The organism is Olleya sediminilitoris (genome assembly GCF_016785945.1).
GTDB lineage: Bacteria > Bacteroidota > Bacteroidia > Flavobacteriales > Flavobacteriaceae > Olleya > Olleya sediminilitoris.
On the sequence record NZ_JAEMEF010000006.1, the window covers coordinates 146,707 to 162,916 of the forward strand.

At 30.3% G+C, this 16,210-nt stretch carries 16 protein-coding genes and 3 pseudogenes; 3 read left to right on the forward strand and 16 right to left on the reverse strand.

The window, feature by feature from the left end; genetic code table 11:
• Positions 1-70: 70 nt before the first annotated feature.
• Genes JAO71_RS09060 through JAO71_RS09070 form a run of 3 tightly spaced genes read right to left on the reverse strand, consistent with a single transcriptional unit; the run spans position 71 to position 2,605 of the window.
• On the reverse strand, positions 71-958 hold the full coding sequence (locus tag JAO71_RS09060) for a 3-hydroxyacyl-CoA dehydrogenase family protein (protein WP_203000347.1): 888 nt from the start codon (positions 956-958) through the stop codon (positions 71-73).
• Positions 959-973: 15 nt separating this feature from the next.
• Complete coding sequence (locus JAO71_RS09065) at positions 974-1,642, reverse strand: hypothetical protein (protein ID WP_203000349.1); 669 nt, start codon at positions 1,640-1,642, stop codon at positions 974-976.
• Between the two features lie 3 nt (positions 1,643-1,645).
• The gene (locus JAO71_RS09070) at positions 1,646-2,605 is read right to left on the reverse strand and encodes a Gfo/Idh/MocA family protein (RefSeq protein ID WP_054850714.1); all 960 of its coding nucleotides are present in this window, start codon (positions 2,603-2,605) and stop codon (positions 1,646-1,648) included.
• A gap of 160 nt (positions 2,606-2,765) precedes the next feature.
• Here JAO71_RS09070 and JAO71_RS09075 point away from each other — a divergent pair, with 160 nt between their 5' ends.
• Complete coding sequence (locus tag JAO71_RS09075; protein WP_028291426.1) at positions 2,766-3,407, forward strand: protein-L-isoaspartate(D-aspartate) O-methyltransferase; 642 nt, start codon at positions 2,766-2,768, stop codon at positions 3,405-3,407.
• A gap of 132 nt (positions 3,408-3,539) precedes the next feature.
• On the opposite strand, the gene JAO71_RS09080 is transcribed toward JAO71_RS09075, so the two are convergent.
• Genes JAO71_RS09080 through JAO71_RS09090 form a run of 3 tightly spaced genes read right to left on the reverse strand, consistent with a single transcriptional unit; the run spans position 3,540 to position 6,106 of the window.
• A complete protein-coding gene (locus tag JAO71_RS09080) occupies positions 3,540-4,214 on the reverse strand; it encodes a YiiX/YebB-like N1pC/P60 family cysteine hydrolase (protein WP_203000351.1) in 675 nt (224 codons plus the stop codon).
• 45 nt (positions 4,215-4,259) lie between these two features.
• Positions 4,260-4,871 (reverse strand): SH3 domain-containing protein, encoded by a 612-nt coding sequence (locus JAO71_RS09085; RefSeq protein WP_203000353.1) that lies wholly within the window; start codon positions 4,869-4,871, stop codon positions 4,260-4,262.
• Between the two features lie 59 nt (positions 4,872-4,930).
• Positions 4,931-6,106: a toxin-antitoxin system YwqK family antitoxin gene (locus JAO71_RS09090; protein WP_203000355.1), complete on the reverse strand. Its 1,176-nt coding sequence runs from the start codon at positions 6,104-6,106 to the stop codon at positions 4,931-4,933.
• A gap of 591 nt (positions 6,107-6,697) precedes the next feature.
• Between JAO71_RS09090 and JAO71_RS15855 the strand changes: the two are divergent.
• A pseudogene (locus tag JAO71_RS15855) lies at positions 6,698-6,832 on the forward strand (IS110 family transposase); the annotation flags it as partial.
• A gap of 7 nt (positions 6,833-6,839) precedes the next feature.
• Here the strand turns inward: JAO71_RS15855 and JAO71_RS09095 are convergent.
• Both JAO71_RS09095 and JAO71_RS09100 read right to left on the reverse strand, forming a co-directional pair.
• The gene (locus JAO71_RS09095) at positions 6,840-8,735 is read right to left on the reverse strand and encodes an AIPR family protein (protein ID WP_116822493.1); all 1,896 of its coding nucleotides are present in this window, start codon (positions 8,733-8,735) and stop codon (positions 6,840-6,842) included.
• Positions 8,736-8,952: 217 nt separating this feature from the next.
• Entirely contained in the window at positions 8,953-9,552 is a 600-nt protein-coding gene (locus tag JAO71_RS09100; RefSeq protein ID WP_116822494.1) for a CDP-alcohol phosphatidyltransferase family protein, read from the reverse strand.
• Between the two features lie 268 nt (positions 9,553-9,820).
• On the opposite strand from JAO71_RS09100, the pseudogene JAO71_RS09105 reads away from it, so the two are divergent.
• A pseudogene (locus JAO71_RS09105) lies at positions 9,821-10,123 on the forward strand (transposase); the annotation flags it as partial.
• A 7-nt stretch (positions 10,124-10,130) separates the two neighbouring features.
• On the opposite strand, the gene JAO71_RS09110 reads toward JAO71_RS09105, so the two are convergent.
• The 8 genes and pseudogenes from JAO71_RS09110 to JAO71_RS15775 form a co-directional block, all read right to left on the reverse strand.
• Positions 10,131-10,652 carry a hypothetical protein gene (locus JAO71_RS09110; protein ID WP_162874813.1) on the reverse strand — a complete coding sequence of 174 codons (522 nt, stop codon included), beginning with the start codon at positions 10,650-10,652 and terminating at the stop codon, positions 10,131-10,133.
• A 129-nt stretch (positions 10,653-10,781) separates the two neighbouring features.
• Positions 10,782-11,684 (reverse strand): ATP-grasp domain-containing protein, encoded by a 903-nt coding sequence (locus tag JAO71_RS09115; protein WP_116822496.1) that lies wholly within the window; start codon positions 11,682-11,684, stop codon positions 10,782-10,784.
• Between the two features lie 156 nt (positions 11,685-11,840).
• A complete protein-coding gene (locus JAO71_RS09120) occupies positions 11,841-12,158 on the reverse strand; it encodes a type II toxin-antitoxin system RelE/ParE family toxin (RefSeq protein WP_116822497.1) in 318 nt (105 codons plus the stop codon).
• On the reverse strand, positions 12,158-12,391 hold the full coding sequence (locus tag JAO71_RS09125) for a hypothetical protein (RefSeq protein WP_054850723.1): 234 nt from the start codon (positions 12,389-12,391) through the stop codon (positions 12,158-12,160). The genes JAO71_RS09120 and JAO71_RS09125 overlap by 1 nt, the downstream gene beginning before the upstream one ends.
• A 291-nt stretch (positions 12,392-12,682) precedes the next feature.
• On the reverse strand, positions 12,683-13,267 hold the full coding sequence (locus JAO71_RS09130; RefSeq protein ID WP_203000357.1) for a hypothetical protein: 585 nt from the start codon (positions 13,265-13,267) through the stop codon (positions 12,683-12,685).
• 168 nt (positions 13,268-13,435) lie between these two features.
• Positions 13,436-15,175, reverse strand: coding sequence for an amidohydrolase family protein (locus JAO71_RS09135; RefSeq protein ID WP_116822499.1), 1,740 nt, complete (start codon positions 15,173-15,175; stop codon positions 13,436-13,438).
• A gap of 197 nt (positions 15,176-15,372) precedes the next feature.
• On the reverse strand, positions 15,373-15,900 hold the full coding sequence (locus JAO71_RS09140; RefSeq protein ID WP_116822500.1) for a hypothetical protein: 528 nt from the start codon (positions 15,898-15,900) through the stop codon (positions 15,373-15,375).
• 107 nt (positions 15,901-16,007) lie between these two features.
• A pseudogene (locus JAO71_RS15775) lies at positions 16,008-16,210 on the reverse strand (IS3-like element ISElsp1 family transposase); the annotation flags it as partial.

Here is a 16,210-nt window from a genome sequence, read left to right on the forward strand (position 1 = left end):
TAATATATGAAAAAGGAATAGTATTAAAAAAAGGCATAAGATAGTATATGTCTTATGCCTTTTTTAAGTGTTATATAAACTGTTTAGAAACGTGTTCTGCTTTTCTACTTTCAGAATAATCATAAAACCCTTCGCCTGATTTTACACCTAGTTTTCCTGCTTGTACCATATTTACTAATAATGGACAAGGTGCATATTTAGGGTTTTTAAATCCGTCGTACATAACATTTAATATTGATAAACAAACGTCTAAACCAATAAAATCTGCTAATTGTAATGGACCCATTGGATGTGCCATACCTAACTTCATGACAGTATCAATTTCTGATACTCCAGCAACACCATTGTATAACGTTTCAATAGACTCATTAATCATAGGCATTAAAATACGGTTTGCCACAAAACCTGGATAATCATTAACTTCAGTTGGTGTTTTACCTAAAGTTTTAGACAATTCCATGATGGTGTTTGTTACATCATCACTAGTGTTATAACCACGAATAATCTCTACTAATTTCATGATTGGTACAGGATTCATAAAATGCATACCAATTACCTTTTCTGGTCTTGAAGTTGCAGCTCCAATTTGTGTGATTGAAATAGAAGAGGTATTGGTCGCTAAAATAGTATCTTGACTACAAGCCTCATCTAATTGTTTGAATATTTTTAATTTTAGATCAATATTTTCGGTAGCAGCTTCAACGACTAAGTTGACGTCTTTAACTCCAGATTCGATACTAGTAAAAGTCGTTATGTTATCAAGCGTAGTGTTTTTATCGGATTCAGTAATTTTTTGTTTAGCAACCATACGATCTAAGTTTTTAGCTATGGTATCCATTCCTTTTTTTAATGAAGCTTCGCTAATATCTATTAATTGTACTTTAAATCCTGATTGTGCAAATGTGTGTGCAATACCATTACCCATTGTTCCTGCACCTATAACTGCTATATTTTTCATTTTAATTATGTTTTGTTATTCACTTATAACATAAGTGAGTTGTTGTTGTTTTATAAATGTTAAACCTAATTGTTCTTTTAAATTTGCTTTAAAAGTTACTAAGTCTTTAATTTTTGTATCATAATTTATTACAGCTCTGTTATTTGTACTGTAACAATTGATGTCAAATCTTTCTTTTATTAGTTTTGAAAATTTGACTAACGAGACGTGTTGTAGCGATATAGAATCTTTTGATTTGTAGACTCTTGTTTGTTTATTATTTGCATAATGTTTGTACAATTTAGTCGAGTCTGTAATAGCTAGCTCGAAAAAATCTTGATTTTTTAAACTGCTTTTAAGAGATAATTGTTTAACTATTTGGTCTAAGATTTCTTTTTGGACTACTTTAGTATTATTCTCTATTGTTAAAGACACTTGAAGTGGTAGGTTATATAAATCTTGATTTTGAAAGTGAACCGTTATCGTTTCGTCTTTAAAAATAGTACTAACAAGCTCATTAAATTTGATGTTTTTAGCATGTATGCTAAATGGTTCTACCGAAGTTTTATTGGTAAAATCATCATGGTTAATAGACGCTTTTTGTACAGATAATGTATAATTATTTGCTGTTATTTCCTTTTGTTTAATATCCTTTTTACAGGATACCAATACACTTAACAGTAAAAATAATATAACGTACCTCATATATTAAAACTGATCTATAATCATGGTTGCTACACGTAACGCTTCAGTACCATCATGTAATGTTACTATTGGTGTTGTGTTGTTGTTTATAGCATCAGCAAAGGTTTCAAGTTCGTCTAAAATGGCATTGTTAGCAGAGACGTCAGGATTATCAAAATAGATTTGTTTTTTAACACCTTCGGCATTTTGTAAAACCATATCAAAATCTCCAGGAGATTCTGGAGCATCTTTCATTTTTACAACCTCACATTTTTTCTCTAAGAAGTCTACAGAAATATAGGCGTCACGTTGAAAAAAACGTGTTTTACGCATGTTTTTAAGTGATATTCTGCTGGCAGTTAAATTAGCCACACAACCGTTTACAAACTCGATACGTGCATTAGCAATATCAGGTGTGTCACTGATGACTGAAACACCGCTTGCAGATACATTTTTTACTTTAGACTGCACAACACTTAAAATAACGTCAATGTCATGAATCATTAAGTCTAACACCACAGGTACATCGGTACCACGAGGATTAAACTCGGCTAGACGATGTGCTTCTATAAACATTGGACTGTCTAATTGGTCTTTAACTGCAGTAAATGCAGGATTAAAACGCTCGACATGACCAACTTGACCTTTCACGCCATATTCGGCAACTAAAGCTCTTAAAGCCTCAGCTTCTTGTACAGTATTTGTAATAGGTTTTTCGACAAAAATATGTTTGCCTTTAGCAATGGCTTGTTTAGCACAATCATAATGTGATAGAGTAGGCGTGACAATGTCAACCACGTCTACCGCTTCAATTAATCCTTCAATTGTATCAAAGTATTTGTAACCAAATTCGGCTTCAACCTGTTTAGCATTATCAGGATTTGCGTCATAAAACCCTACTAAATCAAATTTTTCTGATTGGTTTAATAATCTAAGATGAATTTTTCCTAGGTGACCAGCACCTAATACACCAGCTTTAAGCATAAGTTATTACGTTTTCAACAAAAATAAGTTTTTTTGAACAGTATTTTATATGAAATTACTATTTATATATACCTAATTGAACAAAAATATAAATTGAAAGAAAATCCTTTTCAGCTTTAAATTTTTGAAGTAATTTTATGCTCTAAACTAACTGCTACCATTGAAAGATACTTTTAAACATAAAGGCTTACGTCAGCAACTTGTTGCTGTTTTGAAAAACAAAGGAATAACTAATAGTGCTGTTTTATCTGCTATTGGCAAGATACCAAGACATTTATTTATGGATTCTAGTTTTTTGGATCATGCGTATCAAGACAAAGCGTTTCCTATTGCAGCAGACCAAACCATATCACAACCTTATACTGTTGCTTTTCAAACCGAATTGATGCAAGTTGAACGAGGTGATAAAGTGCTAGAAATTGGTACAGGTAGTGGCTATCAAACTGCTGTATTATGCGAGCTTGGCGCTAGAGTTTATAGTATTGAAAGACAACAAGAATTATTTAAAATTACTAGCAGATTTTTACCTAAGTTAGGTTACCGACCTAAAAGTTTAATTTTTGGAGATGGTTATAAAGGATTGAGAGAGGAAGCGCCTTTTAAAAGTATAATAGTTACTGCTGGTGCGCCATTTGTACCCAATGCTTTATTAGCACAGTTGGCTATTGGAGGTCGTTTGGTAATACCTGTAGGAGACGATGTGCAAATCATGACCCTTTTTGTTAGAACCGGTCAAACTGATTTTGAAAAAACTGAATTTGGTGAGTTTAGATTTGTACCACTTCTGGAGGATAAGAATTAGTAGTTTGGTTTTAGATATGTAACCTATTTTATTTAGTTTAATAAATTAGACCTTCCATTTCTGTATAAACAGGTGTTATTAATTCAGTTTTGGATAAAGAAAATATTTTTAAGCAAGGTATATTCTTGAGGTTTACTCGTTTTCATAATCATGTACAAATGTAATCTGATTACTGCTAGCCATTAAATTAGGGTTTGTGCCTTTAATACCTTCTGGAATTGGTTGGTTGCGTGCGTTGTAATATTCTACCCAACTTGTTAAAGGTTGACCAGAACTATCGTTAAAGGTCATTGGGTGTGTAAGAAACGGAATAGAGTCTTTGGGGAGGTTTTGCGTTGAAAACATTTTATACACTAGCTCTGAGCAATAATAGGATGTGTCATCCCATAAAAAAATATCGTCATAAGGTGTGTTAACTCTGGCAGTACCATAATTTATTGCTTTTTTTAGATATGGTTTGTAATAATTGTCTAGTCTAGCTACTGTGGTTTGAGATTTATTGAATTTGTTTTTATTTCTTTCTAAAAATTTAGCTATTGGTGTTATGCAAACGCCTTGTTTTGGTATTGCTTCTAGAACAAACCATTTGTTGTTTTTTTGCATTGCTATACCAACATGAGAATAGTTTTTGGCAGCAGCAGTTGCAGTAACATCTTTTATAGCATTATCAATCTTGTCTGATCCTGTGTTTTGAAACAGTAAATCTCCTTCCTTAAGTTTAAAAGTAGTCTTTGTATTGTTATTACAGTTAGTTAAAACAAGTAGCCCTAAAAGTATAGATGTTATTAGTTTTATTGATAGTTTCATTACTAAGTCGCATTTAGTTGAAAAACAAAATTAATAAAAAGGGGATTATGAACAATTGGTTAGCGGGTTACCACATAACCATTTACTTTCTATCCACCCAATGGTGTTATTATATTCAATTTTAACCCAATCTCCGCAAAGCTCTTTTAGTTTAAGTTGAATAGTTTCTTCTTTAATAATCGTCATAATTTTACCGTCTATAGGCTTGTCTAGAATATTTATATGCTGTCCAGAATAATTTCTAGTATCAACTGCTATTACAGACCCATGAATCCAACCTTCATTATTAGGTATTATAACGTCATTCTCCATTCCTATTATTGGGTTTTTAATTTTAAACCAGCCATTTTTAGCCTCTGTGACTGTTATGATATAATCATGGTTTAAATTATCTACTATCAGTTTAGTAATTACTTCACCATTTGGTTTTTTACGAATATTTGTACCTGATGTATCAGGATCGTCTAAATACACTCTAATTTGTTTTGAAAAACATTGTTTTAAACTTTTTCTTTTAGAGGGATAATGATCATTCTTTTGATTTTTATAAAAACTGGTTTCAATTTTAGAGGTCAGTAATTTCTCTTTGTTAATTTGATTGTTTTTACAAGCCAACATAAGAAGTATTAAGAAGGTGTGGATTATTACTTTTTTCATTGTAGTTAATACGCTATTGATAATATGTTAAAAGTTAAGCTAATGTATTACTTTTCTATTTAGTCATTACCGTATTTTACCTCGTTAATAAGTTCTTCTTTTTCATTATAAAACTTCCAAACGCCTGTTTTATAGTTTTCTTTATATTGTCCGGTTGCAATTACAATACTATCTTTTTGTGTATAACTTGTAAAGCGACCTGTTATTTTCTCATCTTCATCATAAAACCCTGAGTGAAGAACCACGTTATCATTTTTTTTACCGCTATATCTGTTACCTTCAGCTTCAGAGTCCTCAGCAGTATGTATAAAAGGTCCTGTTTTTTTATTATTTACATAAGTGTCTTGCCAAAATATAGTACCATCATCATTATATCTAGTATGTGTACCGTGTTTTTTTCCATCAGAGAAGTAATTGGCATCTTTTAAGATTCCTTTATAATCAAATTTTTCTTGTAACCCTTCAAGCTGCTTATTTAGTGTTCTAACCACTTTTATAATCTTTCCATTATTTGTCTTGTAAGTTTTTTGATTGATAGTACCTTTTGTAGATGGTATGTCTTTGGTTTCAATATTGTGAGGTATACCATCTTCATAAGTGTACGTTTTTGATATTTTTCCGGTTTCTAGGTCGTATATATCTAAAGTTCCATTACTTTCTTTGAAAGTTCCATATTCTATTTGGGTGCCTTTACTATTGTAAAACTCTAGTACGTTATTTATTTTTCCGTTTTTGTACTGTAAAACCCTGTGTAATTTTTTATTCGCAAAATAAGTTTTAGAGTTTCCATTTATCTTTCCATCTACATAGTTTGTGATACTGGAAACATTTCCGTTTGCATGGTATGTGGTATATAAGCTATCTATTTTATCCTCTTTGTAAAATAATGTTTTCTCTAAATTACCTTGCTTATCATAATACAGCCATTTACCTTGTCTTTTTCTGGACGATCCAAAATAGGAACTTTTATTTGACTTAGAAAAATTACCTTTTGCACTTACTGTTCCGTTTGTATAATATAGGATGATTTCTCCAACTTCTTTATTTCCATTGGTTAGCAAAGTGTCTTTTGTATAGATGACTTTTTGCTTTGGGTTGTTATCTTGATCAAAATAGGTTTCAAGAATAGCTTTACCGTATTTGGGATGCTCTATCTTTTTTGTGGTTGTTTGTTGTGCTTTAACAGAAATTATACTTGTAATGAGTATAAAGATTAAAAGTATTTTGTTTTTCATTTTTTGCTTGTTTATGACGCCTAACAAATATGCTTCTTTTTGAATGAATAATATCTTAACCTAACGACATAAGTTAATTACAATTACACAGTAAATTTATACTATTAAACGTCTATAATTAGAGTATTCTGAAATAATATTTTTTTTATTTAGAAAGCATGTGTTTCACGGTTTTGTGTTTGATCTTGTTGCGTGGTCTATGTATTACAATTAGCAAGGACATTACAGATAGAAAACCCACAAGGATATTGGTAGATAGGCTAGGTTTAAGCCACTACATTACACAAGCCTTAATGCTATATACTTAAACAGGTAGGTTGTTTATTAGGATTAGTATATACTGACTGCTTTAAACTACGCTATAAGCATGTTATAAGTATGGTATAACCATGCTATAACCACGCTATAACCTATTTTGAAATACGTGTTAATAATATGATTGTCAGGTATTTGTGATAATATTTGATTTTATGTTAAAATAGGCTGGAATTATCCCTTGTTTTTGGGTTTTTGAACGGTATTAATTTTATTGTTTATGTGAAGTTTTAGTGTTTGTAACAGAAGAATTTTTGCAAAGTAATTTACAGTTGGTTAGTTGTCAAAGGGAAGAGCAAAAAATTAGCATTAATAGCGGTTTGTAATAAGCTATTAAAACAGACTTTTGCAATAGCAAAATTAGGACTAACTTATGATAATAACTACAGAAGTGCTTTATTAAACAATTAATGCGTTTTTACTTGTTTTTTACCACAGTACTTTGTTGTGTACAGTTATTTTTTTCTAAGAATTTTTCGATCATTTTATTCGTTCCTTCTTCTGTGTAGTAACTTTTTGATTTAACCTTGGTTTTTACAGCTGTCTTTTCAATAAAGAAGTCAAAATGTTCAATAGCTAAGTCGCAAATCTTCGTCATTATATTATCAAATTTGGTTTTTGATTCTGCCAAGTTTTTGATTCCAGTAATAATCTTATCAGGAACATTTTTCTTGTAAACATCCACTTTTGTATGGAATTCGTTATCTATTGATATAAAGAGTAATAATAGGAAATGGTGTCTTAAACTTAATAGATATGGATACTTCGACCTTAAGAATCTATCCAAATAGTTAAAGGCAAGTGAGGAAATGTAATATGACTTTAAATCTTGTTTTGTTTGACCATTATTTTTTGTTCCTAAGAAATCTTTTTGTTTTAGCATTTCTCTTTCAAAACCGCCATATCCAACAGTTAATCTATGCGGAGCAACACCAAAAGATGAATAATAGCTTCTAAATAAATCGGTAGTTTGAATTTTATAGGCATTCCCAACTTCAGGATACTGGTTAGACAATCTTTCATAATGCAACCTATCTCCACTTCTAACTTCATTATTAAACATACCTTGTATGGCTTTAGCTTCATCAGTAATTGAAATAAGCTGAATTGTTTTTACATCATTTGCTGTATTTGCAGTTTCAGTAATAAGAGCTCTTAAATCAGTGTTTCCAGTGATAATAATTTTAACAGGAATATTCACAGTTTTTAAGTATTCACTTGTATGTATATTTTCTTTAACCCATTCATATATAATATTAGATGTTTGGCACCCGTTAATAATTGAAAATGCTTTTATTTCTAGGTTTCCATTTTGAGGGTTAAAATGCTTGGAATGAGCGGTAATAGTAATACCGTTATGTAGAAGATGGAAAATATCATCATTTACTGATAAGCTATTAAATATCTTACTGTTGACACTATCTTCTCCGCCAAAACCTTCGAAATATCGAATATTATCAAAGAATACGTCATCTAGACCACCATCTTCTGAGGTAATAAGATCATTAACTTCATTTAGGTTGAGATAACCGATAAAACACGTAGCTTTTTCATTAGTTATTTCTATAAAACGATCTTTTAGGTCTTTAACTGGATAATCACGCTGGTTTGGCGCTAGTATTCCTTCAAGTTTTTCTAGATATTCTTGACCTGATTTTATTTCGATATCTACATTTGAAAAAATGATTGACTTTAAATCCTTTTTTTGCTTAGCAATTGCAGAACTCCATTGGATATTAGAAATTGTCCTTTCAAGAGTTCTGTTGTCTTTGTTTATAGCACATATTTTTACAACTAAATCTAGGTTATGTTCTTTTTCGCAAACCTTTTCAAATAAAAACTTTACTGATTGAACTTGCTTATTAGAGTGCAAGTCAGATGGTTCTTCATTAAAAATATCATAGACAGCGTCACAAACACCTTTGAACTTATCTAATTCTATTTTTGATGATTTTGATTGAATGAATATAAATTTTGCATCAATTTTAGAAGATTCATCAATTATTTCTATAATTCGATTTTTCCAATCTATAAAGAAGTCTGTTTCATTTTTTTCAGGAAAACCAATAAATTGATTATTTAGCACAACATATAAACCATCAATCCCTCTCATATCTCCAGTAGAAATTGATTTTATTTCCTCGCTATCAATTACTTTTTGTAAAGTGTAATATTCAATCGAGTTTACGAAATACTCATATTTTAAAGCTTTACGATGCGCTTCGGATTCAGAATTATTACCTAGAATAGAAAAATCTATATCAGGAAAGTGATTATTTATAAATGTTTCAATTTTTTGATCTATGCTTGCCATATTTGTTTTTTGCAATTGTACACAACGGTTAGTATAAGAAACGTAGGGAAGTTGATAAGCACTTTATTTCGATTATACACTTAGCCATATTTTTTATTTTATTTTTATCTTTTTACTAAAATACATATTAAAAATATGGCGGACTTCGCAAATAAATATAAACCTTTGATTTAGCACAAAAACCCTATGTTTTTTATACATTGTTAGCAAAAGTTGTTTATCCGTTCAAATATTCATTTCGTTTAAAATCAATTCCTTTTTTAATTAAATATGCGTGATAAGCACTCGGAATGTCGTGCGTCCATTTTGGTAATATCAGGGTTATTAATATTCTGTCAATATGAGATATTAGTCCCATAATTATTGCTAACGCGAACGGAATTCCAGCGTGATTAAATCCAATTAATGATGTGAAAGCAATCAATAAAGTAATTCCCCAAAGTTTTGAAAGAAAGGCGTGTGTGCAAGTTTCTTTTTTGAATTTTATTAAACTTATAACATAACAAGCTACTTCCATTCCGAGAATCGTCCAAATTACTATTGAGTTATCAGAAATCAGTTTTGGGTATAGTATCCAAGTTGCAAAACCAATAGATAACCAAAATATCATATCAGTTTGACTGTCCATTCGTCTTAATTTTGCAGATGAAATATTTTGCTTTCTTGCAATTATTCCGTCCAATATGTCAGATATTAATCCTAGATATATTAGTACTACGATAGTTATTTTAGCATTTTCTCCAATAAAATAAGCTAAAGATAAAATTATTGGAGCTAATAATAATCGAAATAATATTAATGAAATTGGTATGTTCATTTTTAATTTTTGCTAACTGGTTATATAACAACTAATATAGTTGTTATTGGGGTTGTATTTCCCGTTATGACAATTTTTGTTAGTACCTATCAAATAAGTGTCATTTTGTTATAGTTGTATTTTTTATAATTAAAAGCTAAATTACAATAATGCGTTAGCAAGTACAATACGTATAACTACGTATTTTTTAGCTAGTGATTATTTCGTGTTTTAATAAGTGAACGTAATTAATTGTTTAATTTTAGTCTACCTATTTTTGGACAACACATTATGTAGTTACGCTAGTTTAATACCAGTAATCCGTCAAAGTGGGAGTAGTGTAAAAGGACGTCCTAGAATTAGTAAAATAGGGAATTGAAAGCTTTGAAATTTATTATTTATGTGCAGTTTTAATGCCTGTAAATATAACTATGCTTGCAAAGCAATATACTATTGATAAGTAGCCAAAGGAAAGCGGAAAACATTAGTATTAATAGCGGTTTGTAATACACTATTAAAACAGGCTTTTGTAATAGCAAAATCAGGATTAACTTATGATAATAATTATAGAAGTGTTTTATTGAAAAATTAATGAGTTTTTACTTGTTTTTTACCACAGTACTTTGTTGTGTAACGTATTTTATAATTCCGCTTTTAAATTCCAAATAATCGCTATCAATATGGTCGAAACCTTCGTTGACATTCCATTTCCCATTATTATATATAAACGAAGTATAGTAATTAATAAACGGTCTTCTTTTATTTTTTAATTCAGGACTAATGTATTCATATCTCAAAACTAAAAGATCATTTTCTTTCGGATGATAGTCAAAGTCAAAGTCAATTCCCAAATTAATAATTTCAGCAATTTTTTCTGCTGTCAATTCTTCATTCAATTTATCTTCTGATGACTGATATTGCCAATTCATTCCATCATCTGCTCTTTCTCCAGTATATTTTTTTAAAGCCCAAATAAGCTCTTTTTCTTCGTATTTTTCTTTATTAAACTTCACTCTATTTTTTCGAGAATTTTTATGATGAATTATTTTTTCATACTTACTAGAATGTTCTTCTTTTGGCTCGATAGTAATAAATTCGAATGTTGTTTTTTCTTCAGACATGTTCTTCGCATATGTTGCACAACGTGTTTGTGCATGGTTAGTTGCGTGGTTTAGCATGTAATTTAGCAAATAAAAACCGAATAGAAAATCCGCGATGATTTTGGTAAGTAGGCTATAATTAGCAATGAATTATACAGGGTGTTCTACGCAGTTTTTTTTCAGTTCGTTATAATAATTGTTTCTATTCGCATTGTCTGGAAGTCCTGCAACTTGTCCATCTCCTAATTCCATTATTATCCAACCTCCATTTTTCTTTTTTGCAACGTCCATTGTAAAGAAATTGCTTTCTACTTTCTCCGCAATGTTTTGAAAAAAATCAATATCTGGTTTTTCAGAATCATAATTTCCTTCGTCCCAATAATTGAAAATTTGAACAACCTTTTTATTTAAGAATATAATTCTAAACTCTTTAGTTAATGGCATTTTACTTTTTGAGTGTTCAGTTAGAAATTCTAACTCTATAAACTCTCGGAAAACAATTCCCTCGTTCAAATAATCTCCTCGTAATTCAATAAATCGATTGGTTATTTCCAAAACTTTATTCTTGTCAGATGCGTTTGTAATAAAACAAGCGTCATTCCAATTATGTTTTTCTGATTTCACATAATCTTTCACAATAATCGGTTTATCTCCAAATTTACTTGATAACTCTAAAATACTATTTTCGGAAATATCTTTACTCCAATTCGATTTTGGTGTTTCGTTAATTATTTTGTCATAGGATTCTGGTAAGTAATGGCAATGTTTGTATTCATTTGGATTGTTAATCAACTGAATATTCTTTTTTAGAAGACCATTGTAAAACTGTTCATAAATTTTCGGTGTCATCATCCAACCACGATAAATCCCTAATTCAATTTTTTCGCAAGTTTTAATGAATTTCAGTGCATTATTTATATTTCCATCTTCTATTTCCTCAAAGCTGAATAACTCAGTTTCAAATCCGTTTTCTTTCGCAGAATTAAATTCAGATTCATAGTCAGGTTCGACTATTTTATTGTCAATTACGCTGTCGTTAAATATGATTTTCATTGGTCTGGCAAATTGCACACAACAGTTTTTTATATGGTTTGTTACGTGTTTTAAACAGCTAATTTAGCAAAAATAAACCTAATATAAAATCCGCGAGGATTTTCGTAAGTAGGCTAGAACTAGCAATTAATTTCACACTTTGTTGGCAATCAGGCTTTATTTTGTTCGTTTCATTTTCGGTGGATTTTGGCGAGTATCAAAAATATCAGCAATTTTTATAAATTCGTTTTGTTCATCAACCGAATATATGACTTTGTAGTTTTTGAAAACCAAATAACGATATTGAATTTCTCTATCTTTAAGTAATTCTTCTTCTTGTCCAATAAAGGATGCTTTGATTAATTTTTCCGATTCTTTAATTATTCCAGTTACAATTTTAGTAGCAACTTTTAAACTTGCTTTCTTTTCGTAATATTCATAAATTTCGTCAAGTTGAGTTTCCGAAAAGTCTGACCAAATAATTTTAAAATTCATTATTGGTATTTGGCTAAAAGTTCAGAACTTGATTTAAAGCGATTGTTTTTGAAATCCGATTCTGATTTGTCAATTCGATTGTTTAACTCATCAATGGTCATAGGCTTAAGAAGCCTTTCGTCAGAAGTGTCTTTTTCCTTTTTCAATATTTTCTCAAGCTTGGAAATTGCTTCCTCGCTTTGAAGTTTTAGGAATTCTTGAATAAATTCTATTTTTCGAGCTTCTAGATTCATTTCGAGTTTCTTTTTATCAAAGATACTAAATTATCAAATTCAATCCATATCTTTCTTCGTGTAACGAATTTTTCAGCTTGTTGCCAACGGTTTTGTATATGGCTCGTAGCGTGCAAAAAGACACTAACTTTTGGGATTAACACTGAGCCGAATTTTTATGTTTTGTTTTTACTTTTTTTATTTGTAAAGATCGCCAAATTTAAAAATTTGGCGATCTTTACAAATAAGTACAAACCTCTCGGTTAAGCACTTAATTAGCTATGTTTTGTAACCGTGTTGTCTGTAGTTATTTTAGTTATTCAAATCAACTATATCACTCCAAAACCGAATCCGTTTAGGTTCTTTAATTTTCCCGAAGGATATCGGTAATTCAATATTAAATTCATTTGAAAAATAGTCCATCAAGTCGTTTCCGTAATAAATAATGTCCATTTGATGTACGGAAAAAATTGGGTTGTTTACTTCATTTGGTTCGCTGGCTAAATATCTATGAGAATAAATCGGAATTAATTTCGGTTGTTTAGCTAACTCATTTATGGCTATTTTCTTTTGTTCTTTATAATCAGAGGGTTTAATTCCCCATTTATCCAACCAAAAGGAATTATTCTTAATGTCAAAAAGCATACCCTCTAATGGCCAATTCAATCTATTTTCAATTTCTTGTTTTCCTTTTTCACTATTTATTCCATATCTCCAATGAACGAAACCAGAACTTACAGGAAGTTCGGTTTGAAGAAGTAACTTTAAATCACTTGGAAAAATGATTCCAAAATCACGGTTAATCTTTTCTATTTCAATATTCGTTAACCCACTATCAAAAGAAATGTCTTTTCCTTTTAACAGTTTAATTATTCTATTGACTTGTTTTTGGTTCATTTTAATTACAGCCAACGGTATAGTGTATGATTAGTAGCGGGTTTGTACTTACTAAACTTTCAGTTTTGCACTAACCTTTGTCTTATATTTTATCTTTCTTTTTATCACTTAAACCGCTATTAATTATACACCGTGTTAGGTGCTAGCTTTATGATGCGCATTCTTTTTTTAATGAATAAAATAGACCTTTTTAATCTTATCATTTTCAATATGATAAATTGCTACAGCTTCAATTATATCATTCCTAAACCGAACGCGCTCTTTGTCTATAACAATATTACCTTGTACAATTCTCTCTTTTAGTTCACAATGTAGGTTAGGCGTTTTATCAAACATCTCTGAATATTGTTTTCTCATCTTTTCTTTTCCTCTATATAACAGTTTATCTGGATATGAGTAAATTTCAACATCATCAGCGTATGGTTCTAAAAATGCATCTATGTTTCTAAAATTATATGCATTTAATTGTCTTTGGGCTAAATCAGCCGGTGAGTCTTGTATAAGTTCATCAGGTTTGAATATAACACCTTTATTGAAAATGGTATTTATTTTGGTGACGTTTTTAATGTTTTCAATTGGATCTCCATCTAATAAAATAAGATTTGCTTTTTTCCCAATATTGACTGTGCCAAATTCACTTTCCTTGTCAAAAACTTTAGCACCATTTATAGTTGATGCTTGAATAATTTTCCAATTACTCATCCCGCTTTTTTGCATAGCTTGTAATTCTTGCAAATAGGATGAAGCATGCAAAGTCCCGATATTTCCTGCATCAGTTCCAGTAGTGATTGAAACTCCTGCATCAGATAATATTTTTAGATTAACTAAGCTAATAGAGTCCGCTTTTTTTAAGCTTGCGATACTTTGCGGAGAGTTTGCGTAGTTTTTATATTTCTTTACTAATGTAGTGTCAGGTAAATGTTTTAAATCTAGCAAAGAGCCTAATTGGTACGAATCTGCTTTTTGTAATTCATAGTTTCCCATATTTAATTTCTGACCGAACGTATTTAAATATCCACTATGAACTATTAATGTTGGACAAAGTGTCGTTTTATTTTTCTTCATTAATTGAATAAAATCGTCTTTTAAAATTTCGTCATCTACACTATGTACCAAAAAATCTGCACCATTTTCAACAGCTAATTGCGCTGTAAACCTTTGAGTTGCATGAACTGCTACTTTTAAATTGTTTTTATGAGCTTCATTTATGATAGCTTTAATAATAGGTAGGTTTTTGCGTGCACTTTCCTCTAGACTTAAGCCGTCTGTTCCTGCTATAAACCAGATTTTTATAAAATCAGGTTTATATCTCAGCTGTTCTTTAACTCCATTAACACCGTCTTCAATAGTTTGTGTTAATGTAAAAGGTTCATCTTCTCCTAAGCCTTCATAGACTTTTGGTTCATAGGTAGTCAATAAAGGCCCAGTAATAAAAATGGAAGGTGAGAATGGTTTGTCTGTAAAATCATTTCGTTGCTTAAGGAAATTATAGTTTGCACCGACATCAATAACTGTTGTAATACCATTTTGAAGATATCTTCTCAATTTGGCTTCCATATCAGTTTTTGCATACGTAATATCTTGTTCATAGTCCTTGAATTTTCGTAAATCAATAGCATCGGGACGAGTATATAATCCACCATTTTGGAAAAAATGAATGTGTGCATCTATTAGACCAGGAAGGAGATATTTATCCGATCCATCAATTATTGTAGCATTTTCAGGAACCTTTATTTTATTACTTTTTTGAATGTTTGATATCAAATTATCAGTAATAATTACTGTTTGATTGGACAATAATTTTTGTTTTTCTACATCAACTATTGTCACATTTGTGATAAAGGTTTGAGCAAATAGAAAGTTTGAGAAGAGTAGAAGAAATAAAGGTAAAAGGTGTCTGTTTTTCATTAGAATAAGTCTTTTTTTTGATTGTTTAGTCAGCTTGCACCTAACGGTTTTGTATATGATACGTTGCGTGTGTAAGCAACTAATTTAGCAAATAAAAACCGAATAGAATATTCCGCAGGAATATTCGTAAGTAGGCTAGAACTAGCAATGGATTATATACCTTGTTACCACACGTTTTTTTTTATTCCGTTATTATTTTAATTCAGTTTTTTGTTTTCTAAAATGTCAAATCCAAAAAGTCCTTGTCGAATCTCCAATTCTACATTATTATAGAATTTCCTTTTTTCATAAAATTCAGATGAAAAGACTAATTCCTTTACTTTTCCATTATAATTAATTCTAAACGTTGGTGTTTCAACATCAATTCTATATTTGCCTCCAGAAGCTAGTGAGGAAGTTCGTATAATCTCATACGATTCAGTTCTTGTATTTTGGTCAGCGAAATAGTAATTCGATAACATAAAGATTGAGCAAGCAATAAATCCAAATCCGATTACATAATGCATTGCGGAATAGAGGTAGAGTCCAATTCCGCTATATTTATAAGTCCTCTTGTAATTCTTAAAATCGAGAATAAATGCAATTATTCCAACAACTAATATAATTCCGACTGGAATCATCCAATTGATAATGGTTTCTCTGTAAATATTAATTTCCCAAATAATTAAAATTGCTCCAAGAAAGAAAATTACTGGGTAGAATATTTTACGTTGTTTTTGCGTCATTTGTATTATACTGAAATAGGTTGACTCTTTTTAGTTAATATTTAGACGTTCAAAAGTTTTTTTTTAGCCGTTTAGAATGCAAAAAAAAGTTTGAACTAGGTTTGTTCTTAAATTGTAAGTTCAGGTAAATTTACATTATTTTTTCGGTACGACTTGTATTTGATGTTTGGATTGAGATGGACTTCAGCAGGTTTTCTGAGATCCAGGCTAAAATGGGTTCTTAAATTGTTATAAATATAGACTGCTTGTTGTGTCATTTTTTGTGCTAATTGAGTGTTTTTAATGGTTTGTTTTAATCCATATTCATATT

Bases quoted from the DNA above. Each gene is read 5' to 3' on its own strand.
- JAO71_RS09060 (WP_203000347.1), bottom strand. From the start codon at position 958: ATGAAAAATATAGCAGTTATAGGTGCAGGAACAATGGGTAATGGTATT.
- JAO71_RS09065 (WP_203000349.1), bottom strand. From the start codon at position 1,642: ATGAGGTACGTTATATTATTTTTACTGTTAAGTGTATTGGTATCCTGT.
- JAO71_RS09070 (WP_054850714.1), bottom strand. From the start codon at position 2,605: ATGCTTAAAGCTGGTGTATTAGGTGCTGGTCACCTAGGAAAAATTCAT.
- JAO71_RS09080 (WP_203000351.1), bottom strand. From the start codon at position 4,214: ATGAAACTATCAATAAAACTAATAACATCTATACTTTTAGGGCTACTT.
- JAO71_RS09085 (WP_203000353.1), bottom strand. From the start codon at position 4,871: ATGAAAAAAGTAATAATCCACACCTTCTTAATACTTCTTATGTTGGCT.
- JAO71_RS09090 (WP_203000355.1), bottom strand. From the start codon at position 6,106: ATGAAAAACAAAATACTTTTAATCTTTATACTCATTACAAGTATAATT.
- JAO71_RS09095 (WP_116822493.1), bottom strand. From the start codon at position 8,735: ATGGCAAGCATAGATCAAAAAATTGAAACATTTATAAATAATCACTTT.
- JAO71_RS09100 (WP_116822494.1), bottom strand. From the start codon at position 9,552: ATGAACATACCAATTTCATTAATATTATTTCGATTATTATTAGCTCCA.
- JAO71_RS09110 (WP_162874813.1), bottom strand. From the start codon at position 10,652: ATGTCTGAAGAAAAAACAACATTCGAATTTATTACTATCGAGCCAAAA.
- JAO71_RS09115 (WP_116822496.1), bottom strand. From the start codon at position 11,684: ATGAAAATCATATTTAACGACAGCGTAATTGACAATAAAATAGTCGAA.
- JAO71_RS09120 (WP_116822497.1), bottom strand. From the start codon at position 12,158: ATGAATTTTAAAATTATTTGGTCAGACTTTTCGGAAACTCAACTTGAC.
- JAO71_RS09125 (WP_054850723.1), bottom strand. From the start codon at position 12,391: ATGAATCTAGAAGCTCGAAAAATAGAATTTATTCAAGAATTCCTAAAA.
- JAO71_RS09130 (WP_203000357.1), bottom strand. From the start codon at position 13,267: ATGAACCAAAAACAAGTCAATAGAATAATTAAACTGTTAAAAGGAAAA.
- JAO71_RS09135 (WP_116822499.1), bottom strand. From the start codon at position 15,175: ATGAAAAACAGACACCTTTTACCTTTATTTCTTCTACTCTTCTCAAAC.
- JAO71_RS09140 (WP_116822500.1), bottom strand. From the start codon at position 15,900: ATGACGCAAAAACAACGTAAAATATTCTACCCAGTAATTTTCTTTCTT.